The following is a 21,054-nucleotide window of genomic DNA, read 5'->3' on the forward strand; positions in this document are numbered from 1 at the left end:
ACAAAGTATGAACACTTTCTTACAGTTAGCGCCCTTTACTCACCTTACAATTTCATCAGTTTTACTTGCAAGGACCCCCGCATGACGCGCTACATTGCTTCTCTTTTCTTACTCGGTTTAACCTCTTTACCTTGTGCCGCTAATGATGATTTCGATTTTTCTTTATTTGCCAAATCAGAATTTAATGCGCTTGATGACCATATCATTTCAACTGGATTTGAAGTGCTTGGCTATTTTAATCACACCCCTTTTGGTATTGGTTTTATTAGTGCTTTAGGAAATGCCAGTGTGACAACAGAGCAAGGTTATCGCGAAGACTTTCTCACTTTAGATACCGGGCTTAAATTTGGTTATTTCTCTACTATTTACGCATATGGTGAGTTGGGCTTTGATGCATTTGAGCTTATGTTTCACGACCAGCGTAACAATGACCGCTATAGTAACCACTCAAGTATCACCGTTTATAATGCGCCAAACAACGAGATTGATGCATACTTAGGTGCAGGCATCGGTGTGCAAGTAGAACATCTTAAACTCGAAGCCTACACCCGCTACCGACAAATTGATGGTAATGGCTGGGAGGCTAAAGATAACCATTTCACTGGCTTGCAGCTCTCCTTTAGCTTTTAAATACCTGTTTTAAGTCATTTCGTTAATGCATATATTAGTATATTCATGAATATATGCATTCTTTTTAGCAAGCCCTATGTGTACATTTAATCTAAGATAGCTCTCATACAAAGCAGCTAGAATAATTTTTTATCCAAACAAATCAGCACCTTAAAAAAGTATCAACATAATTTTATTACCCCACCTTTCTCAGCCCAGCATAAAAAACAGGTTAAAATACCCACAACAAGCACGGTAATGATAATGATTTGCAATCTTGATCATGTTAGTATTTGCAACCTGTTTTTTGAGCAAATACTTTATACGGACGAATAATGAAACTCTCTGCGCTCTCATTTGCACTACGTGCGTCTCTTGCAATTCCAATGGTACTGTCTAGCCAACTTGTTTTTGCCGATGATCAAGGTGATGAAAAAGAAATCGAAACCATCATGGTCACAGGTCAGAAAATTGCACGTAGCCTGCAAGAAACCACCACAAGTGTTGCTGTATTAACTCCTGATATGATCGAACAACAGCAGATCAACACTTTCACCGATGTGATGATGAACACAGCCAATACCCATGGCGATAGCTATGGTTTCAGCATTCGCGGAATCGACGGCTTTAATGTATCTGGCGGTGGTAATAGCTACTTAGCAAGTGTGTATATTGATGGCGCACCGCTACCACAGGGCTTAGTTCGTAATGGTGGCTTCTCAACATGGGATGCGCAGCAAGTTGAAATCTTGCGTGGGCCACAATCTACATTGCAAGGGCGCAACGCACTTGCTGGTGCAGTTATTTTAAATACTCAAATGCCAAGCCATGAAAACGAAGGTAAATACAAATTTCTGATTGGTCAGAATGGTCAGCAAGAAGCCGGTATTGCCATTGGTGGTGGCCTGGTTGAAGATGAGTTGTCATTTAGATTCAGCGGTGAAGAAAAGCGCTACGATGGTAACGTCACGAACTTACATGACAACTCTGACTCAGATTTTAATGAAGAACATACCTATCGATTAAAACTTTTATACGAGCCGGCAGGGTTAGAAGACTTTTCGGCAATGCTTAGCTACATGAACGCAGAGCGCGCATATGGTGATGCAAACTTAACTACCAATGCTGGTGAAGTTGATTTTGACAACCGTAGTACTTCATATAACGATACTCGTGAGCGTAAAGCCGAAACTGAACTTGTTTCTTTAACTTTGAACTATGACATTAATAACGAGCTATCGTTCTCATCTTATACAACTTACTCTGACGTACTTGAGGCATTTGACTGGGATTCGGACTACCCACAAGGCCTAAGTAACGCACCTGTCGTCGACACGGGTAGCAGTACATTCTATGACAATACTGAAACAACGCTGACTCAAGAGTTCAGACTAACTTTTGACTATGAAAGCTTCAGCGGCGTAGCGGGTGCTTACTACTTTGATGGCGACCGAAAAGAGTTAAGCACAGGTTTAAACAACTACAACTTATCTCGCCTTGGTTTATCAAGTAGCGTGTTACAAGCAAAATATAAACTAAGCCCACAAATTGCCGACTTGGTCATTGCACAATATGCAGATTTTGACCCTGCCAGAACGCAAATCTACTCTCTTTCTGGAACAGAAGTAACGAGCTATGCACTCTTCGCTGATGGCGTTTGGCGCCTCAATGAGCAATGGGATATTTTAGCGGGCGTGCGCTTTGATCGCGAAGAGCAAAAAAATAGTAGCAATGGCAAATATAAGGTTTTAAACCAAGATAAAATGCCAAACCCTGCTAATTATGTGGGTACACCTTATGAGAGTATTGTGCCGCTCATTACCGGTATTAATGGCCAACTTTTAAGTATCGCTGATAGAGCATCTCAGCCCGCTGCAACAACAGAGAATAGCTTTAATACTTTCTTGCCAAAGCTAGGCGTGAGCTATCACTTCAATGACGACATCACCTCAACCTTTACTTTCCAAAAGGGCTACCGTTCGGGCGGTGTTGGTATCAACCAAGCTGAGTCTAAAATCTTTGAATATAAGCCTGAATATACCGATAACTATGAATTAGCAGTTCGCTCAACTTGGCTAGATGGCGCATTAACTGCCAATGCTAACTTCTTCTATACAGATTGGACCGATCAACAAGTTTCTGTTCTACGTTCTCCAAACAACTTTGACCTTGAAACAGTCAATGCGGCTAGCTCTGAAGTGAAAGGGTTTGAGTTTGAAGTCAATTACAACGTAACCGATTACCTCAAAGCTTATGCAGCGATTGGCTATGCGGGCACTGAGTTCACTAACTTTAAGTTCACAACACCAGAAACCGAGTATGACTTAACTGGACGCCAATTCGCTGCACCTGAACGTACGCAAAGCGCGGGTCTAACCTACCAAGGGCCAGATGGCCTATTCGCGAACATCAATATTAACTATGCAAGCGATGCACCGAATAGACCGAACCCATATCGTGATGGTTTGGAGCCTGGCGACGCGTTCTTTGACTTACATAACGATGCGCGCACTCTGGTTAACTTACAGCTTGGTTACGAATGGGATAACTATGGTATCTACTTCATTGGTAAAAACATCACTGATGAAGAATATTACGTCGCACACCGTGCCCGTAATGCACGTTTAGGTGCCCCAGCAGAATATGCAATTTCGTTCCGTGGTGTATTCGACTGGTAACACAGTCAACACTTAGCCCCTATAAAAAGATGTCGTAGCAATGCGACATCTGTTCGCGGTTTTAGGAAATATAACTAATACCACCCTCTTAATTAAGTGATTTATTTTGAGGATTGGTACAAGTAGCAAGGATTTAACAATGAGTTTTTTTTACCTCCTTCCTGCCTATTGGTTAACTGGCATGCTGCTTTATGCCTCAAGCCCTCGGCAACAGTTTTTAAAGACACAACAATTTAAACCCCCTCGCTGGTTGGCATTAGTCACCATTGCAGTACTCAGTGCGATTACTCTGTCATTGCTGATTGGAGCGAATTTCAGCCCTGTGGTCGCAGGTATTTTTGCGCTACTTGGTTTAATGCTGTTTATTCCCGCGCCCGTATTCTTACTTAACCATAAACCTCAGTGGGCCATCGCTAGCATTATTGCTATCTGTATGCTTAGTGCAGGGTTGCAGCTGATTTCGGGAGTCAAATAATGTGGCATAAAACCTTTGCTGGGTTCTTGTCTGGCACCATCGTAATGATCTTAGTGCCGAGCATTTTAAGTCTTTGGTTAGTCACACATATCAATATGATATTAGCCATATCCCTGGTACTGGCATTATCTGCTTGGGCTGGCGTAATGACTTGGTGTTATGGCGCTGAAAGTGGCAAACAAGCTTGGCAACGAGCTGGCTTACTGGCCATTCCCACCATCATTATTTTTGTGATCACCTTCTTTACTGCAGCAGGACCAACAGGATGAAACAGTCTACGTTAAAGAATTTCACCCATGCACATGCATGGCTTGGTTTGATCACCTCAGGCGTTTTGATGATCGTCTTTGTCTGTGGCTCAATGTCGTTTTTCAGAGAAAACATTGTATTGTGGGATATGCAATATGATGCTCCGAAAACAGACTTGGCAAGCCAAAGGCATCAAGTACCAGTTTCAACGATTGCCAAACAGATCAGCAACCAAGGGCATACCATGCCAGCTGATCATGGTGTGTTTATCGAACTTCCTACTCAAGCTCAGCCTTTTTATGTCAGTTATTTTGAAATCGAGACACCTGAAGGCGAACATGTCGACGTCAATCAGAGTTTTGATCCAGAAACTGGCCAACGTTACGAGTTAGATCAAGCAGACTTTTATCTTGGTAACATGCTGTATCGTATGCACATTAGTTTGATGCTACCTGGTGGCACCGAGTTGGTCGGTATTGTGTCGTTGATCTTCTTTGTCATGGTGTTTACCGGCACGCTGATCCTGCTGAAGAAAATCATCAGTCATTATTACCAATACCGAGTAGACCGCCGCAAAGACACCTACCTTGATGGCCACAGCATCATAGGTATTAGCACTTTGCCCTATACGTTTTTATTTGCCCTCACGGGTGTCATGTTCAACTTGAGTATTTTACTGCAAGCTGGGTTTGGCTTTGCGGTATTTAAGGGCAATATTCCTGCTTTAATGGCAACCGCAGACTTTTACGCGCCACCAAGAATTACAGAGCTATCGGGTCAACCCGCAGACCTAACTTTGCTGGATGATATGGTGGAAGATGCAAAGCGTCGCTACCCTGAGCAAAGCGTGTACTTTTTGAATATATTTGCGCCCAACGATCAAGCAGGCCAAGTTGAAGTTGCAATGACAGCGCCCCATACTCTCGACCAACTGACTCGCCTGACATACTCGTTAGCAGATGGCCGTTTAATCAAAGAATATAAGCCAAGTCAATCAGCCACCGCAGGCACATATAGTGTACTCAGTTCTCTGCATTTCGGTGAATATGGCGGCAATACGCTGAAGTTTATCTATTTCTTACTCGGTTTAGCATGCTGTTATATGATTTTAACAGGTAATCTAATCTGGCTAGAAAAGCGTGAAAATAACCGTAAACAAAGTAAACGCGGCCTGCAATTCGTCAAAGCCATGACCTTAGCGCTATCGAGCGGTACTTTGATCGCCGTTGCCAGCACCTTCATTGCGGCACGCTTTGCACCAGAGTCATGGTCACAAGTCAGTCTACTCCCGCCTTTGTTTGGCGTGATGATCTTAGTCTGTCTAGTGCACGGCTGGTTTAGTAAAAATGTCAGAGGCGGCATGATACAACAGCTTTATGTTGCTGCGATATTGGCACTAATTTGCCCACTTTACGACTTAATCCAGATGCTACTTGGCCACACGCCACCGAGTTATCTTATTGTGGATGTTTGGCTGGTGACCATTGCTCAAGTGTTAGTTGCTGGATTTTGTTTATTATTGGTGAGACATCACAGACCAAGGGCAAAAACATTTAATCTAGAGCCCGCTATAAGTTAATTTGCGAAAATATTGTCGCGCTGAAGCACGACCTACAGGAATTAAACCCTTGCATGTAGGTCGTCGTTTACGGCGACAAAACGGTTTTGTAGATACTTTTATTTAAACCCGTCTAAACTTGCTAATTAGCAATCTTGCGGAGTATTACTTCCTTGTAGCATGGGCCTGTCGGCATCCTTGCCTCCACTTCCTTGCACTGCGATGCTTCGCATCGATTGTTCGTCACCCTTGCGCAAAATAACCTGCTACGCAAGTGTATTTTGCACTAAAAAAAAGCGCACTTCTCACAAATGCGCTTTTTGGTATGGGTAAGTTGTACAACTTTTCTAAATTATCGCGCTGAAGCACGATCTACAAAGATTAAACTTTAGCTTGAAGGTCGTCGTTTACGGCGAAAAAAATGGTTTCGTAAATACCTCAATTCAAAGCCATCTAAACTTGCTGATTAACAATCTTGCGAAGTATTACTTCCTTGTAACGGTGACCTGTCGGCATCCTTGCCTCCACTTCCTCACACTGCGATGCTTTGCATCGGTTGTTCGTCCCCCTTGCGCAAAAGTAATCTGCTTCGCAGATCTATTTTGCACCTAGTCTTTTAATGCAACCTGCCAAACTGCCACTGAGCCTGAGATTTCATTACCAATAATAAGCAAAGGCTTGCCTGTGGCGCTTTGTTCAGCAGGTACAAATGACATGCCTTCTGGCGCTAAGTCACCTGTAATATCTGCGCCTTCAACCACGCCGCGGTTAAAGAAGTAATCAGCAAACTTAACGTCATAAGGGTTAGTGATGTCGTACACCATGATGCCGCCCATGCGCTCTAGACCAATAAACGCAAACATACGCTCACCAATTTGGCCCAGAGCCAACGCTTCAGGTTCAGCGCCTTTTGCATCAGAACGCGTGTCGCCTTCATTTTCATCTTCATCGTTGTTAAATGCAGCGCCATGAACAGATGCTGTAATACGGGCAATTTCATCGCCAGAATCAAAGACGATTAAACCATTGCTGTCCCAAATCGTGAAAGAACGCGCACCGTAAGTGTAAAGTGCTTCGTATTGACCATCGTTATCAGTGTCACCTTTCACTGTTGTCACTTTTAGTCGACCAATATCGTCGTCATCGTTGTTTAAATAAGAAAAGTTATTTGCCAGCGTTAAGTCTTCAACACGAGACTCATCGATATACGACAAACAACCGTCGTCTTCATCAAAATCTAGACCACCTTTTGCAGTACAGTCCGCTGCATCTGTGGTATCAAAGAAGTATTCACGACCGTCACCTTCATTGGCAGACACGACAAAGTTTGCACCTTTCCAGCTAAAGCTTGCAATGGTATCTGGCTGGTACATACCGTACAGACCCGGGTACTTCTTAAAGTTGATCTTGCCATCTTTATCAGACGCATCCATGACTAAGTTAGACCAATCTTTAAAGCCTAACCCCATTAACTTGACGCTGTTGTCGCTTAAATCAACCACAGCTAAGCCATTGTTTTCTTGAATAGATACATAAGCATAACGGTTGTCTTTTGAAATACTGACATACTCAGGTTCAAGGTCCATCGCCACCGTGGTATTAATTAACTTGCCGTTGATTGTGCGACCCGTTGGGTTTGCGAACACCATACCCATGGCTTCTAATTCGCCCTGCTTGCCGTTGTAATCTGTGAAGGTGATCTGAGTTGCGGTATCTGCCACTACACCATTAGTTACCGCAATCACACTGATGCTACCCTCAGGATCAACACTGTAATCACCCTCTGGCTCACCTTCGTTAGCCACAACGACTTTGCTGCCATCTGGGCTGAACGTCACCATGTCTGGTAATGCACCCGCTGTGACATTTTTGAGAAATACCGGCGCATCACCTGAAATATCATAAAACGCGATTTGACCATTTTCGCCAGTGTTTTTTGCTGCCATCGCAACCGCTAACAATTGATTGTTTTCATCGATTGCTATGCTATTCGCATCGCCTGGGGTGTTGTCGTTTAACGTTAACGTGATCGCACTGCTTAAGTTAGTCGTCGTGATCACACCTTCGTTATTTTTCACTAAACCAGCGTCATCAAAGCTGTCTGCTGCAATGATGTTTACCACAGCGCTATCACCTGAGCTGTTAATTGCGTAAATCCATTTTTTAGATGCTTGGTAAGCCACAATTTCAGCCGCACCCTCTGGACTTTGTGCATTTAACACTGCACGACCAACCATTTGAATATCTAAAAGACGGTTGGCATCTTTACCATCAACCCCATTGGTGCCGTCTGTGCCATTTGAACCATCACTACCATTTGTGCCGTTTGAACCATTCGTACCAGCAACACCAGCTGGGCCCTGTTCACCTTGAAGACCTTGTTGACCATCGTCGCCATCAAGGGCACAACCTGTAAGAGCCGTTAATAAAGAGAGCGCGATCAGAGAGCGTTTAAGCATGACTAAACCTATTGTTGTTTATTGTGTAATATTTAATAGCGAACAATTAAACAGCAGGTTTATGACGTTTAAGTTTCTGCGATCTTAAGGATTGATTGCAGTTTTATTGCGTATTATTGTCGGAATCTAAATGCGTATTCAGATAATCCACCAGCAATCTGACTTTAGGTGATAAATGACGATTATGCGGATACAGCGCCCAAATTCCCTCTTCAGCTTCTAAGTACTGCGGTAACACCTCAACCAAGTTGCCTTGCTTTAAGTCATCTGCAATGTAGTAGTCGGGTAACTTGATTATCCCCAAACCTTTAAGTGCTGCATCTCTAAGTGCAAAGCCACTATTACAGTTGAGGCGACTTTTCATTTTTAATGTGCGCTCTTTACCCTCAACGAGAAAACGCCAGTACTCGCTGTTCCCTGTTAAACACTGATGTTGTTTCAGCTCGTCTAATGTATGAGGTGCGCCATATTGACGTAAATAATCGGGAGAGGCACAAACATATTGAATTCGGCTGGTTAAACGCTTTGCCATCATGCTTGAGTCATTCAACTTACCAAGACGGATGGCTAGATCAAATCCTTCTGCCACCAAGTCAAAGGTTTGGTTGCTTAAAAACATTTGCACTTCGACTTCCGGGTATTGGCGCATAAAGTCATGTACCAGCGGCATGATAAACTGCTCACCATAGGCAACTGGGGCAGTCATTTTAATTAAACCCTGCGGCGTGTCTCGCAAATTACTGATTGCGCGCTCTGCCTCTTCAAGCCCCGTTAGCGCATGCTGGCAATGGTGAAAAAACACTTGGCCTTCTTCGGTCAGAGCAACCTTGCGCGTTGAACGATAAAATAGCTTAGTACTGTGCTTTTCTTCTAACGCGGTAACTTGGCGGCTGATATGCGCAGTCGATACACCTAATCGCTTCGCTGCTTGAGTAAAGCTACCCGATTGCGCCACCGCAACAAACTCATTAATGCCCTGCCAACTATTCATACAGCCCCATTATTACCACTGAGTAAAAGTAATTTACAAAAATAAGGGATTATCGAACAGGAGTAAACAAACTACACTTTCTCTCGTCAAAAATAATATTGCAAATACGCGTAAAGTTCGTCGCTAAAATAGTTTTGAGTGCCTACGCTCTTATTTGCACATAACACTTAAAACAATTCACTTAAAAAACTGAGGACAACATGGCAGATCAATTTATTAAATCTAAGGCGGCCGTCGCATGGGGCCCAAATGAGCCACTTAAAATCGAAGAAGTCGATGTAATGCTGCCGCGTAAAGGCGAAGTATTAGTGCGTATCGTTGCAACGGGTGTATGTCATACCGACGCATTTACGTTATCAGGTGATGATCCTGAAGGTATTTTCCCTTCAATTTTAGGCCACGAAGGCGGTGGTATCGTTGAGCAAGTAGGTGAAGGTGTAACTGGCCTAGAAGTAGGCGACCATGTGATTCCACTTTACACCGCAGAATGTGGTGAGTGTAAGTTCTGTACATCTGGTAAAACCAACCTGTGCCAAGCGGTACGTGAAACGCAAGGTAAAGGCCTAATGCCAGATGGCACAACGCGCTTCTACAAAGACGGTCAGCCAATCTATCACTACATGGGTTGCTCAACCTTCTCTGAGTACACAGTATTGCCTGAAATCTCTTTAGCCAAAGTAAACAAAGAAGCACCGCTTGAAGAAGTGTGTTTATTAGGTTGTGGTGTGACAACCGGCATGGGTGCGGTACTGAACACAGCAAAAGTACAAAAAGGCGACACAGTAGCGATTTTTGGTTTAGGTGGCATTGGTCTTTCAGCGATCATTGGTGCAACCATGGCAGGTGCAAGTCGTATCATTGGTGTAGATATCAACGAAAGCAAATATGACTTAGCAAAAAAATTAGGCGCAACAGACTGTATCAACCCTAAAGACTTCGATAAACCAATTCAAGAAGTGATTGTTGATATGACTGACGGTGGCGTAGACTTTTCATTTGAGTGTATTGGTAATGTTGACGTTATGCGCTCAGCCCTTGAGTGTTGTCACAAAGGTTGGGGTGAGTCAGTGATCATCGGTGTTGCAGGCGCAGGCCAAGAGATCTCAACGCGTCCATTCCAACTGGTTACTGGCCGCGTATGGCGTGGTAGCGCATTTGGTGGTGTAAAAGGCCGTTCAGAGTTACCTGAAATCGTTGAGCGTTACATGGCGGGTGAGTTTGGTTTACAAGACTTTATTACTCACACTATGGGCCTTGAAGACATCAATGAAGCCTTTGATTTGATGCATGAAGGTAAGAGCATTCGCTCGGTGATTCATTACAATAAGTAAACAGTTCAACACCCCAAAAGAGCTTGTATAAACAAGCTCTTTGTTCTTTATGGATATCAAAAATGAACTTAGAGAATATCAGTAATAACAAAAGCTTTGGTGGTTGGCATAAGCAATATACTCATCAGTCTGAGGTGCTTAACTGCGCCATGCGCTTTGCTATTTTTCTACCCCCGCAGGTGAACGAAGGCCATAAAGTGCCTGTGCTGTATTGGCTTTCAGGCCTAACCTGCACAGACGAAAACTTTATGCAAAAAGCCGGAGTTCAACGTATTGCAGCAGAATTAGGCATGGCCATAGTAGCGCCTGATACCAGCCCACGTGGCGAGGGAGTGGCAAACGATGAGGGGTATGATTTAGGCCAAGGCGCAGGATTTTACGTTAATGCAACGCAAGCCCCTTGGGCGACACATTTTAAAATGTACGATTATATCCTTGATGAATTGCCAAACTTAATTGAAGCGAACTTTCCGGTAACTTCACAGAGAGCAATCAGCGGTCACTCTATGGGTGGACACGGTGCATTGATGATCGGCCTTAAAAACCAATCTCGTTTTAGTTCAATCTCTGCATTTAGCCCTATCACTAACCCAACGCAGTGCCCGTGGGGTGAAAAAGCCTTTACTGCGTACTTAGGCGACAACAAGCAAGCTTGGGCTGAATACGACAGTGTTGAGCTTTTAAAAGCAGGTAAACCGAGTTTACCAATCTTGGTTGACCAAGGTAGCGAAGATGGCTTTTTAGCAGAGCAATTAAAACCTGAAAACTTAATTGCCGCAGCTAAGTCAGTCGATGCCGAGTGTGAGCTGAGAATGCACGCAGGCTACGACCACAGCTATTACTTTATTGCCAGTTTCATAGAAGACCACCTGCGCTTTCACCACCAGCATTTAAACGCCAAGTAACTAAACGGCTTTTACAGAGTGCGCGACGTAAAGTCGCGCCTACCGTATCGCTCTCTTCCCCATAAAAATTTTCACTTAACCCCTGTAACTAACTTCTATACAATTGTTGTGATATTCAAAAATAACTCTAACTAAAAAGAATCTTCATGCGCATTGTATTTATCTCTCTTTTTCTACTGTTATCAGGCTGTGCCAGTCTAACCAACTCCCCCACTGAAGTTGAAGAACCCCTTGTTCATACGCCTCCAGTAGAAGACAACGCACTCACAGAACCAAGTGAGCCAGTGGCACCGGTATTCGTTGAAAATATCTTACCGAGTGAAGCTGAAGATGTTTGGCATCGTATTCGTATTCAATTGCAATTTGCGCCATCTCATCACGAACGTGTGCAAAACCGTGTGGACTGGTATTTAAAACACCCGAACTACATGGAAACTATTACAAAGCGCGCCGAGCCGTTTTTGTATTACATCGTCAATGAAGTTGAGCGCAGAGGTCTGCCAATTGAGTTGGCTTTGATGCCATTAATCGAGAGTGATTTTGATACCAGCGCTTACTCGCACAAGCATGCTTCCGGCCTTTGGCAACTGACGCCGCTTATCGCCAAGCATTATGGTGTAAAAATAGGCCCTTGGTATGACGGTCGCCAAGACGTGATTGATGCCACTAATGCCGCACTCGATTTTTTAACCTATTTGCACAAACGCTTCGATGGCAACTGGTACCATGCTATTGCCGCTTACAACACAGGCGAAGGGCGTGTTGCACGTGCCATTCGCAATAATAAGAAACAGGGCAAATCGACCGACTTCTTCTATTTAAAGCTGCCTAGGCAAACCCGTCACTATGTACCCAAGCTTTTAGCTGCCGCACAACTGCTTCGTGAAGAGCAAATGGCCTTTCCAAAAATCGCCAACCAGCCAACCATAGATGTGATTGATATGCGTCATGGGGTAATTTTAGATGACAAAAAGAAGTGGGCGCAGCTTGAAGTATTAAACCCGGGATATACCCGTTTCCCAGCGTTATTAGACGGCCCTAAACACTTAGTTTTAAGAATAGGCGAAAGTAAGAACTGGCAAGATTATGTCGCGAACTTACCCGAAATGCCAAGTGAACAATGGCAAAAGTACACCATTCGCCGCGGTGACAGTTTGAGTGTTATCGCCCAGCGTCACTCGATTACGGTTTCGCAATTAAAAAGCTTTAATCAATTAAAATCGAGCCGTATTCGCGCAGGCGACACCTTAATGCTGCCAATTTTGGCAGATAAGCAAATTGAGTATAAAGTTAAGTCAGGTGACAGCCTATGGCGCATCGCCAGACACTTTGATGTTACGGTCAGTAAAATTAAGCAGTGGAATAGCTTATCGAAAGACGTTTTACGGATTGGCGATAAGTTAACGATTTTCTTAGCCGCACCTTAAATACGATTTAAATAAAACAATAAAAATAACACGTTAAGGCAAGGACATGAGCGAACAACCCAAACAAGAACAAACGCAGCAGGCCTCAGACTCAAACCAAGAGACACTCCATGCGCTCTCTGAGCAAGCCGTGCTAGATCATCACGATGATAAAAAGCATAAGCTCAGAGCAAAGCGCCCACCGAGAAAAGGCCTTACCCGCTCAAAGATAAACTCTATGCTCGCAGTGTGTGCCATTGTCATTTCTGCTGCCTCGTTTTATGCCACTTATCTACAAGCAAAAGCCTCGCAAGAGCAAGTTGCCGCCGCTAAACGTCAGCTTAAAGCCGAAACCCTACCTTGGCTAAAAATGGGCTATTCTAATTTCGATATTAACCAAGAAAAACAATATATTAATATCAATATTTCTAACTCTGGCACCGGCCCTGCCATGGTCCATTACATCGAGTACATTTATAACGATGAGAACCATTTTCACATTGAAGAGTTACTCGATAGCTGCTGCTCGTTAAACGCATATAAAGAAGCGCTTGCTGAGATAGAGCAAGATCAAAGAGACATTAATTACCGCAACGCATTCGGCTGGTTTGCTTCAAGCGATACCACTAACTTTTTACTTGCCGACGGTGAAGAATTTAATGTTTTTATGATGCAAAAGACCAATTTTAACTCGGGTCTTTGGCAGCAAATTGATCAAAGCATATTTGATGTAAAAGTGAACGCTTGCTACTGCTCTATCTTAAAGCATTGCTATATTGTTGATGAAAAGTCTAATATTGAAGAGGTACAAAGTTGTGACCTTCCTAAGCAGGAAGAAACACAAGCATTGACCGAATAATCCGTATTTTTCGACAGTATGAGTAGTTATGCCGAGTAACGACACCCAGTTTATACAGCAACTAAAACGCTTTGAGGGCGAAATCGCCCATCTCTATTTAGATAGCAGAGGCAATCCCACCATAGGGGTTGGATTCTTAATGGCAAACACACAACAGTTTTGTGCGCTCAATCTAGTCCATAAACAATCAGGAAAGCCCGCCAGTAATAGCGAAAAACAAGCCGAATATAAAAAGATAAGCAAACAAAAGTCAGGTTATAAGGCCAGTTGGTATGCGCAGTTTTGTGAACTGACACTACCCAGCCATGAAACTGATAAGTTCCTGCACACACACCTCGTCCAGTTTAAACAAGAATTGAACAAGGTCTTTAGCAAACAAAGCGGTTTTAACTGCCAATTTGAACAAATGCCACTAAGTGCCCAATATGCTTTGCTCGATATGGCTTTTAATTTAGGCACTCCGCATTTAGCGAAAAACTGGCCGAAACTACACCAAGCCATTAAGCAACAAGACTGGCACTGTGCCGCCCAAGAATGCAGCCGTAGACATATTCAAAGTGAACGTAATGCAGCAACAGAGCAGCTTTTTAAACAGGCCTCGAAGACTTCATCTCCTACTACCAAGCCTTCAGTATTGAGTTGGATAACGAGCCGTATCAAAAATAAGCTACTGCCATGACAAGCCTAACACTCTTCGACCTATTACTGCGTTTTTCGAGTGTTGGTATCATGCTGACATTGAGCACCTTACTTTGGCACAAGCTTGGCCGAGGCGAGCGGCTTTTAGCGTTGGCACTTTCGCTGTCTTTAACAGGCTTTCTATTGCTGACTCAGCCCATTCATGAGTTAAGGTTTAACCCAGCCAGAGGCGTGTTTCTCTTTTTAACTGAGCTGTTTCCTTTTGTACTCGCACTGACCTTTTGGCGCACCTTCCATGCTCGCTTTCCGCATTGGCTTTCACACAAAGCCAGTCAAGCCGGTATCTTCATACTTGTGCTGATTTTGTTTTGGCAATTTGTCCTCACCGATATATCGGCACCATTTCACCAAGTGATGCACTTATTAGAGGCCATCGCTTTACTTACCGCAATAGGCTTAAGTATGTGGGGCTTTCAGGATGATTTAGTCGATGCCAGAAGACGGTTGCGTATTGTATTGGCAACGTTATCAGTCGCTTATTGTTTGTTGCTGTTAGTGTTTGAACTCACTGACTCGCCATGGCGTCGTCAATCTTGGTTTATGTTGAGCAATGCCGTGGTCGTGTTTATAGCCTTATTTGCCAGCCTACTGACGATTAAAGATTGGTTGTTCACTTCAGTAACTCAGCTTGGACAACCTAAAATTAGCCCCTCAAGTGCTTTAACCGATAAACTCAATGCGCAGTTGGCAGCTCAAATCTATCTTCAACCAACACTCACCATTGCGCAACTTGCTGAAGCCATGGCAGTGCCACCTCATCAGTTAAGAAAATATATTAATGAGCAACTTGGCTTTAATCACTTTAGTCAGTTTTTAAACCATCATCGATTAGATCATGTGGTTATGCAGTTTAAGCAAGCAGAGCAGATAAATACACCAATATTAACGCTCGCACTTAATGCCGGGTTTAACTCTATCGGGCCATTCAATCGCGCGTTCAAGGCGCGATTCAACACCACACCTAGCCAATATCGAAAGCAGTTATTTTTAGATTAAATCAAAGGTCTCTATCGGCTCGTAAATGAGCCCCTCGGCTTCTGTTCGATGCGAGTGATAAAGGTGAAACTGGTTGACCTGAAGTGAACAAGACGAGATTGCCTGCTTTACTTCAGGACATGGCTTATGACTTCGGTATAAGGTGATGTGAGGCGAAAACCCATAAGGGTTATCATAAATACCCAGTTCAGTGCCTATGCTTCTTAATGGCTCAGCTAAAGCTTTAAGTTGTGACGCGATGAAGTCAGGTTTCAAATAAAAAATACCATTGTGTGCCCAATAGCCAGTTTCGCTAAACGTTAAAGAAAAGCGAGCCACTTGAAGCGCGCGAGCAAACTCAATTAATTGCGCTTGCTGCTCAGCAGACACATTCGGTAAAAAAGCCAAAGTAAGATGCCAATTACTGGGCTTAGTATGTGGCTTTTTTGCGGTGACAGAGTTTGCAAGCCAAGCCTCAAGGTGCTCAGTCATCCCCTGATCTAACCCAATTCCAAAAAACAAGCGCTTTGCTTCACTCATAGCTTCCTCTTTATTATCATTTTTAATAAATAAACTTACTCTTTTAACTATCGGCCAGCATTTTTATTTATCGGCAAGATTTAATAGCAAAACTTTCAATACATTAGCTCTATCACATTCCATGAGAGCTTGTTATGAAAAACAAAATTATCACCTTTATATGCCTGATTATTGCCTTACTGATCTGGTTATTCAAACCCGTTTACGATTGGGCAGCCTATCGTGGAAAAGCCCCAATTTTATTTGCAAGCCATTATGCGCTGCCAAACTCCCCTCATCCAGAAACAAGTCATACGCATAGTGAGACTAAACTCGATGAAGCAAAGCTCATTAATATTCTTAAGAAGTACAGAGAACAAAGCCATGCACCAGGGCTATCAGCAGCCATTGCCTACCAAGGCAAACCGCTTTGGTCGGGTACAGTTGGCTATGCGTCTTTAAAGAACAACATACCATTGACGACTGAACATCAATTTCGAATTGGCAGCACATCAAAGGCTATAACAGCAACAATGTTGGCACAATTGATTGATAAGCACAACTTCAATTTAGATACCCCGATCCAAGACTATTTAGGGTTCAACCCAAACCCACTATGGCCGGCAATGACACCTAGGCAGCTTGCCTCACACAGTTCTGGTTTACCGCATTACAAACGCAATACTGACTTGATGGGATTGTATTACTCAATGGCCTTGACCAGTCATTTTGAAACACCGCTTGAGGCGCTAAAAGGCTTTGACGGCAGTGAACTACTTTACTCTCCCGGTGAACAGTTTTATTACTCAAGTTACGGCACCGTGTTGCTGAGCGCACTACTTGCTGCCGCATCAGGGCAAGACTTTATCGACGCTATGCGTGAACGCATCTGGCAGCCCCTTGATATGACTAATACAGGGTTAGAAGCAGAGGCCGAACACCTTGTTGATTTTTATTTTAATAACAAAGGGCAGCAAACAAGCTATATACCATGGCGCAATGTCGACTTGAGTCATCGTCTAGCGGGAGGAGGATTTATCAGTACACCTAGTGATTTGGTAAAACTTGGCAGTGGTTACCTAGATAGGCATTTTTTAAGTCAAACCACTGTCGATACCATGTGGACACCGCAACAACTTAACAATGGTGAAATAAACCCACAAAATTATGCGCTGGGCTGGCGAGAGGCAAATCATTTAATGCAAGGTAAACATAAGGTTTATCATCATGGCGGGGTCTCTCGAGGGTCGCAGTCTATGCTTATTGTCATCCCTGAGCTATCTCTGAGCATAGCGGCCAATATAAACGTCAATACTGAAGTTTTTTGGGACTTTGGTGAAGTTGTAACTGCACTTGCAGAAGAAGTCATTTTACAGGGCATAACACCCGCCCTGTAAAAAGAAAAAGTTTGTTAATAGTGCCCTATTTAAACTTCACCAGCTGGTCACTGCGCTGATAGCTGCGAGATTCAGGCGCAGTCCATTCGCCATTTTTGAGATATTGTGTCGAGACTTTAAACTCACCATCAACGAACTGGCTGGTGGACTTCACTTTGGTAATGCCGTCCTTGCTCCCTGTCACATCTTCATAGGCCACAAACGCACCATTGGGTAATACCTCCATGGTGCCTTGGGTATAAAAGCCTGCGGTTGTGAAATAGTAAAACACTAAGCTTTGTTTAGTTTTATCCCAAAATATTAATGACTCACCACCATACATACCCTCATTAATTGAATGCAGGGTGCGGATCGCGGTGCCGTTTAGTGCGCGCTCCCACTTACTGACATCTTGCATGGCAGGTTGACCTTTTGGCACTGCAAAGTCTGCCTGCCAAGTACCAAGGTAAGGTTCAAATACCTGTAACTCTTTTACCAGTGAGCCTGCAAATGTAGGTATGCTGAGTAACAGAGAAATAATTAATATAAATGCTTTTTTCATGTTGTTATGTCTTTCCAAGCAGTTTGGAATAGTAATGTTAGTCAGCATTTGATGAATAGACAATAAGCAAGAAATGAAAGCAATGCTGTTAAGGTGGAGATAAAGACAGACCCGACATAAAGTCGGTGCTACCGATGTTTAGGCTGATAAACATGACTATTGAGTATAAAAAAGCACTGTAAAAACAGTGCTTTTTAAATATTGAATTGCGATAGCCTGTTAGTGGCTTTGGCCTTTGTCTGCGGAGAAATATTTACGGCGCATCAAGTCATGGATCACCAGCTCTTGCTCACGACCATAGGCTTTAAACATACGGTTGTTATGCATGTGTAGCAAAGAGCTCAGCAGTGAATCTCGACTACAGTTGAGCTTGTCTTCTTCTAGCATCTCATTGAGCTGCGCAACGACTGGTTGTGCTTGCTGTTGCCATAAGTTAAGCAATTGAGCAATCGCGTTTTGGGCCTCATCGTCAGGTAACTGAGTCAAGTCAGCGAGTTTCACAAAGTCATCTTCTAGCTGAGTTTGGTAGTCACGATAACGATTGCCTAGTTGCTTGCGCAGATGACTGGTTTCATTAAATTCATTACCAAAACCGGCTCTCAACCCACTGATTAAATTAAACTTGCCTTCATCATTGTAATTGAACAAATTAAGCAGTTTATCGGTGCACTGCAGCGCCACACGCCAGCGAATGTCTTCACCATACTCATCAATTAAGCCACAAGTACGGGCAATTAATTCACTGTCTAGCATGAATAATGACTCAATCAGTGCCATAGATTCTGGACCACCGTAGCGCTCTACTTCGCGCTCGTAAGTCATTAGCTCAACCTTATGCAATTCGCCCGATTCAACCATAGGATCGAGTAGCTGATTCAACTTAGGTAACAACTGACCACATAACTTGCTTGGCTCGCCATAGAAACGCAAACGTAAATGCCAGTCAGGATCGCCATAGCGAATGAAGAACCATTTTTCAAAATCACCTTGCTGCTCAGCAATAAATGGCAATAACTTTTCAGTTAATAGCTGCTCGACGATTGAATTACCAGAGTAAATCTTCAAGCTTAGCCATTCTGAGCCAGCACTAAAGCGACGTTTAATCGGCTTGGCTGTGATATTTGCAAGTGGATCGTCAGAGAAATGATGGTGTATTGGGGCATTACCATTGAATAATGGGATCACCATTTCGTTGTTATAGTGCTGACCTTGAGTGTCGACAACACGCGAAGCATATTGCGCCGTTAGGACTTCTTTTAGCTCAACGCGAGGCTGCCCCTTGGTTTCTGATAGTAATACCGCCAGCATATCTGGATGACGCAGGTCTAGCTGAAGTACGTTATCGGCCATGGCATAACACACCTGTGGATCAAGCTGATACTTGGCTAATAATGCCTCTAGCTTTTCAGATGAGAATTTGCCGTTTTTATTGATGGCTTCGAGCTCTTTACGGTCAATACGCCACGTTTTTTCACTTAAGATCAGATTATCAAGCATCACTCTAGGCACAAAAGCGTCATTGGCGGTGCTACCTGGCATACCGAAGTTCGGTGCGCGACCTTCTTGGTGTTGCAACATGCATAAGAACTTATAAGCACTTAAACTGCGCGCTGAGTAGTTATGTGCACATGATAAACGAGGGATGATCTGCTTATTTAAACGCTTACTCCACAGTTTAACTTTTTGCCCCTCAACCCAGACAAATAAATCACTGAGTGGAATTTGATATTCACTGTCTAAGCTGCTGTCTGCCATAAATACGATTTCATATTCACGCAGATGTGGTCGTGCGATAACGTTGCCTGGACGACCTTCTGGCATATGCGCAATTTCAGCAAAAATGACATTGTCTGAGTGTGCTTGCTCTTTTTTTAACTCATCAATCACAGACTGTTTTAAGCCATCATCTAAGTGACAAAAGCGACCTAGCAAGTTAGCTGATGATGGACCTGCACAACCGCCCAGCTTGAACACAGGGTTTGCCCTGTCGTCTTGATACGCACTGAGCATCACAGAAAAAGAGGCTGGGAAGTTTTTGCTAACGGGCTCTTTACTGTTTACTTTGCTTCTTAGCTCTTTGCTCTTTAGAACTATGCTGTCTTTGCTACGATTCGCCGGTAAGCTCAATGCCTCTTCAATAATCTGATTGAGCAAAGTCGGTTTTGGCGCTTCACCCGCGCCTTGATTGCCCTTAACTAAGTTTAGACCTGCCACCAGCGGGGCTTCGTATCCGGTTTCATTTGAAACGCCAATACCTGACTCGTCATCTAAGATCACATCAAGCGGTACAAACTGACCCTCAAAACGAGCATTAAACTTAGTGATAAAGTTACTCAATGGGTTAGCTTTACTTGTATCGCCTAATTCAGCCAATAGCTCAAGTTGCTTTTGCACCCGCTGTACTTCTTGAGCGCTTAATTGACACTGTTCAAAGGCGCGATAAACGTCTGTTTGAAATAGTTTATTTTCTTGCGCTTTAACTGGCATGCTCTGAAAGTGTTCAAGCAGTTGCTTATAAGGTTTAATTTCGCCACTTTTCTCGTTATCGAGCTTTTCAATCATGGACAGAGCCGTTGCAAGTTGATCTGCTGTTGTTAACTCTTCCATATCTTGTAATGACTTTAAAAGAGCGTAATCTGGTGAATCGCCCGTCAGCGGCAACGGGATATCGGCCTGAAGTATTTTTTCGTCAATCAGATCTTGAATGTATGCTTCAACGTCTTCTTTTTCGGCTTCAGCATACTGTGCGCAAAAAGCATCGACTAGACCATTAAAATTCAAGCCGCCTTTTGCAAGCTTAAGTACACACTGAAAATATTCATCACTGTCTACCGCACTTAAACGATACTGCATGCTGTCTTCAGAGAGATAATTCTCGATATAACGACATTGCTCGGCAACAAAGTAGTGAGAAGGGTTTGGACGATACATCAAGTTATCGGCACGTTGTGCCTCTTTCACAAAATGCTCTTTTAATGCCGACAGATAAAACATATCAAGGCGCGTCTTACGACTATCTTGAGTATGTGACGCACTCACAAACTCGGTTGTGTCACTCACTTCACCTTTGTAGATGCCTGAGAATAAGCCGAAAGGCGTTGGCCTTGCACACATACGCAACATATATTTGAGTAGAGCTTGCGCAACCTTTTTACCTTGTTTTGATTCCGGCTTTGTTCGCCATTGCTCAATACGCTCTAGTAAGGAGGGGCTTGCAAGATAAATGGCCTCTTCCACTCCCTCAATTGCTAACCACCTCTCTAAAATAGCATTAGTATCAGCTGTCTCAGAGCTAAATTCAGCTAAGTGCTCTAGTGATAAGCGCGGCGTACGCATGACAAAAAACGGCGCATGCTTAATTGGTTTGTTTTCTTGTTTTTGATTATTGTTATTCGACATAGGC

At 43.5% G+C, this 21,054-nt stretch carries 17 protein-coding genes; 12 read left to right on the forward strand and 5 right to left on the reverse strand.

Annotation, left to right across the window (positions count from 1 at the left end; genetic code table 11):
* Positions 1 to 81: 81 nt before the first annotated feature.
* The 5 genes from ACGHEH_RS14040 to ACGHEH_RS14060 all read left to right on the forward strand — a co-directional run bounded on the left by ACGHEH_RS14040 (position 82) and on the right by ACGHEH_RS14060 (position 5,590).
* Positions 82 to 630 (forward strand): hypothetical protein, encoded by a 549-nt coding sequence (locus ACGHEH_RS14040; RefSeq protein ID WP_390446379.1) that lies wholly within the window; start codon positions 82 to 84, stop codon positions 628 to 630.
* A 314-nt stretch (positions 631 to 944) separates the two neighbouring features.
* Complete coding sequence (locus tag ACGHEH_RS14045) at positions 945 to 3,287, forward strand: TonB-dependent receptor (protein ID WP_390446381.1); 2,343 nt, start codon at positions 945 to 947, stop codon at positions 3,285 to 3,287.
* Positions 3,288 to 3,426: 139 nt separating this feature from the next.
* On the forward strand, positions 3,427 to 3,762 hold the full coding sequence (locus ACGHEH_RS14050) for a hypothetical protein (RefSeq protein WP_390446383.1): 336 nt from the start codon (positions 3,427 to 3,429) through the stop codon (positions 3,760 to 3,762).
* Positions 3,762 to 4,031 carry a hypothetical protein gene (locus ACGHEH_RS14055; RefSeq protein WP_390446385.1) on the forward strand — a complete coding sequence of 90 codons (270 nt, stop codon included), beginning with the start codon at positions 3,762 to 3,764 and terminating at the stop codon, positions 4,029 to 4,031. Before ACGHEH_RS14050 ends, ACGHEH_RS14055 begins: the two co-directional genes overlap by 1 nt.
* Complete coding sequence (locus ACGHEH_RS14060) at positions 4,028 to 5,590, forward strand: PepSY domain-containing protein (protein ID WP_390446386.1); 1,563 nt, start codon at positions 4,028 to 4,030, stop codon at positions 5,588 to 5,590. The genes ACGHEH_RS14055 and ACGHEH_RS14060 overlap by 4 nt, the downstream gene beginning before the upstream one ends.
* Positions 5,591 to 6,177: 587 nt before the next feature.
* Here ACGHEH_RS14060 and ACGHEH_RS14065 read toward each other — a convergent pair.
* Both ACGHEH_RS14065 and ACGHEH_RS14070 read right to left on the reverse strand, forming a co-directional pair.
* The gene (locus ACGHEH_RS14065; protein WP_390446388.1) at positions 6,178 to 8,028 is read right to left on the reverse strand and encodes a choice-of-anchor I family protein; all 1,851 of its coding nucleotides are present in this window, start codon (positions 8,026 to 8,028) and stop codon (positions 6,178 to 6,180) included.
* A 103-nt stretch (positions 8,029 to 8,131) separates the two neighbouring features.
* Entirely contained in the window at positions 8,132 to 9,019 is an 888-nt protein-coding gene (locus ACGHEH_RS14070) for a LysR substrate-binding domain-containing protein (protein WP_390446390.1), read from the reverse strand.
* A 200-nt stretch (positions 9,020 to 9,219) separates the two neighbouring features.
* Here ACGHEH_RS14070 and ACGHEH_RS14075 point away from each other — a divergent pair, with 200 nt between their 5' ends.
* The 6 genes from ACGHEH_RS14075 to ACGHEH_RS14100 all read left to right on the forward strand — a co-directional run bounded on the left by ACGHEH_RS14075 (position 9,220) and on the right by ACGHEH_RS14100 (position 15,215).
* On the forward strand, positions 9,220 to 10,350 hold the full coding sequence (locus tag ACGHEH_RS14075; RefSeq protein ID WP_130254874.1) for an S-(hydroxymethyl)glutathione dehydrogenase/class III alcohol dehydrogenase: 1,131 nt from the start codon (positions 9,220 to 9,222) through the stop codon (positions 10,348 to 10,350).
* 62 nt (positions 10,351 to 10,412) lie between these two features.
* Entirely contained in the window at positions 10,413 to 11,255 is an 843-nt protein-coding gene (gene fghA, locus ACGHEH_RS14080) for an S-formylglutathione hydrolase (protein WP_390446392.1), read from the forward strand.
* Between the two features lie 146 nt (positions 11,256 to 11,401).
* Positions 11,402 to 12,682, forward strand: coding sequence for a LysM peptidoglycan-binding domain-containing protein (locus ACGHEH_RS14085; protein WP_390446394.1), 1,281 nt, complete (start codon positions 11,402 to 11,404; stop codon positions 12,680 to 12,682).
* A 46-nt stretch (positions 12,683 to 12,728) separates the two neighbouring features.
* Complete coding sequence (locus ACGHEH_RS14090; protein ID WP_390446396.1) at positions 12,729 to 13,520, forward strand: hypothetical protein; 792 nt, start codon at positions 12,729 to 12,731, stop codon at positions 13,518 to 13,520.
* A 28-nt stretch (positions 13,521 to 13,548) separates the two neighbouring features.
* The gene (locus tag ACGHEH_RS14095; RefSeq protein ID WP_390446398.1) at positions 13,549 to 14,199 is read left to right on the forward strand and encodes a glycoside hydrolase family protein; all 651 of its coding nucleotides are present in this window, start codon (positions 13,549 to 13,551) and stop codon (positions 14,197 to 14,199) included.
* A complete protein-coding gene (locus ACGHEH_RS14100; protein ID WP_390446400.1) occupies positions 14,196 to 15,215 on the forward strand; it encodes a helix-turn-helix domain-containing protein in 1,020 nt (339 codons plus the stop codon). Before ACGHEH_RS14095 ends, ACGHEH_RS14100 begins: the two co-directional genes overlap by 4 nt.
* On the opposite strand, the gene thpR is transcribed toward ACGHEH_RS14100, so the two are convergent.
* Positions 15,207 to 15,734 (reverse strand): RNA 2',3'-cyclic phosphodiesterase, encoded by a 528-nt coding sequence (gene thpR / locus ACGHEH_RS14105; RefSeq protein WP_390446402.1) that lies wholly within the window; start codon positions 15,732 to 15,734, stop codon positions 15,207 to 15,209. The two genes, ACGHEH_RS14100 and thpR, sit on opposite strands and share 9 nt — an antisense overlap.
* Positions 15,735 to 15,868: 134 nt before the next feature.
* Here thpR and ACGHEH_RS14110 point away from each other — a divergent pair, with 134 nt between their 5' ends.
* On the forward strand, positions 15,869 to 17,110 hold the full coding sequence (locus ACGHEH_RS14110; protein WP_390446404.1) for a serine hydrolase domain-containing protein: 1,242 nt from the start codon (positions 15,869 to 15,871) through the stop codon (positions 17,108 to 17,110).
* A 25-nt stretch (positions 17,111 to 17,135) separates the two neighbouring features.
* On the opposite strand, the gene ACGHEH_RS14115 is transcribed toward ACGHEH_RS14110, so the two are convergent.
* Both ACGHEH_RS14115 and ACGHEH_RS14120 read right to left on the reverse strand, forming a co-directional pair.
* Positions 17,136 to 17,651 carry a hypothetical protein gene (locus ACGHEH_RS14115; protein ID WP_390446406.1) on the reverse strand — a complete coding sequence of 172 codons (516 nt, stop codon included), beginning with the start codon at positions 17,649 to 17,651 and terminating at the stop codon, positions 17,136 to 17,138.
* A 219-nt stretch (positions 17,652 to 17,870) separates the two neighbouring features.
* Complete coding sequence (locus ACGHEH_RS14120; RefSeq protein ID WP_390446408.1) at positions 17,871 to 21,050, reverse strand: lantibiotic dehydratase; 3,180 nt, start codon at positions 21,048 to 21,050, stop codon at positions 17,871 to 17,873.
* Positions 21,051 to 21,054 lie beyond the last annotated feature (4 nt).

Source organism: Pseudoalteromonas sp. MTN2-4 (assembly GCF_042848605.1).
In the GTDB taxonomy this organism is placed as follows: Bacteria; Pseudomonadota; Gammaproteobacteria; order Enterobacterales; family Alteromonadaceae; genus Pseudoalteromonas.

Excerpts from the sequence above, each read along its gene's own strand:
- ACGHEH_RS14095 (WP_390446398.1), top strand. The coding sequence starts at position 13,549 with ATGCCGAGTAACGACACCCAGTTTATACAGCAACTAAAACGCTTTGAG.
- fghA (WP_390446392.1), top strand. The coding sequence starts at position 10,413 with ATGAACTTAGAGAATATCAGTAATAACAAAAGCTTTGGTGGTTGGCAT.
- ACGHEH_RS14100 (WP_390446400.1), top strand. The coding sequence starts at position 14,196 with ATGACAAGCCTAACACTCTTCGACCTATTACTGCGTTTTTCGAGTGTT.
- ACGHEH_RS14055 (WP_390446385.1), top strand. The coding sequence starts at position 3,762 with ATGTGGCATAAAACCTTTGCTGGGTTCTTGTCTGGCACCATCGTAATG.
- ACGHEH_RS14115 (WP_390446406.1), bottom strand. The coding sequence starts at position 17,651 with ATGAAAAAAGCATTTATATTAATTATTTCTCTGTTACTCAGCATACCT.
- ACGHEH_RS14045 (WP_390446381.1), top strand. The coding sequence starts at position 945 with ATGAAACTCTCTGCGCTCTCATTTGCACTACGTGCGTCTCTTGCAATT.
- ACGHEH_RS14070 (WP_390446390.1), bottom strand. The coding sequence starts at position 9,019 with ATGAATAGTTGGCAGGGCATTAATGAGTTTGTTGCGGTGGCGCAATCG.
- ACGHEH_RS14075 (WP_130254874.1), top strand. The coding sequence starts at position 9,220 with ATGGCAGATCAATTTATTAAATCTAAGGCGGCCGTCGCATGGGGCCCA.
- ACGHEH_RS14110 (WP_390446404.1), top strand. The coding sequence starts at position 15,869 with ATGAAAAACAAAATTATCACCTTTATATGCCTGATTATTGCCTTACTG.
- ACGHEH_RS14065 (WP_390446388.1), bottom strand. The coding sequence starts at position 8,028 with ATGCTTAAACGCTCTCTGATCGCGCTCTCTTTATTAACGGCTCTTACA.
- ACGHEH_RS14060 (WP_390446386.1), top strand. The coding sequence starts at position 4,028 with ATGAAACAGTCTACGTTAAAGAATTTCACCCATGCACATGCATGGCTT.
- ACGHEH_RS14085 (WP_390446394.1), top strand. The coding sequence starts at position 11,402 with ATGCGCATTGTATTTATCTCTCTTTTTCTACTGTTATCAGGCTGTGCC.
- ACGHEH_RS14120 (WP_390446408.1), bottom strand. The coding sequence starts at position 21,050 with ATGTCGAATAACAATAATCAAAAACAAGAAAACAAACCAATTAAGCAT.
- thpR (WP_390446402.1), bottom strand. The coding sequence starts at position 15,734 with ATGAGTGAAGCAAAGCGCTTGTTTTTTGGAATTGGGTTAGATCAGGGG.
- ACGHEH_RS14050 (WP_390446383.1), top strand. The coding sequence starts at position 3,427 with ATGAGTTTTTTTTACCTCCTTCCTGCCTATTGGTTAACTGGCATGCTG.
- ACGHEH_RS14040 (WP_390446379.1), top strand. The coding sequence starts at position 82 with ATGACGCGCTACATTGCTTCTCTTTTCTTACTCGGTTTAACCTCTTTA.
- ACGHEH_RS14090 (WP_390446396.1), top strand. The coding sequence starts at position 12,729 with ATGAGCGAACAACCCAAACAAGAACAAACGCAGCAGGCCTCAGACTCA.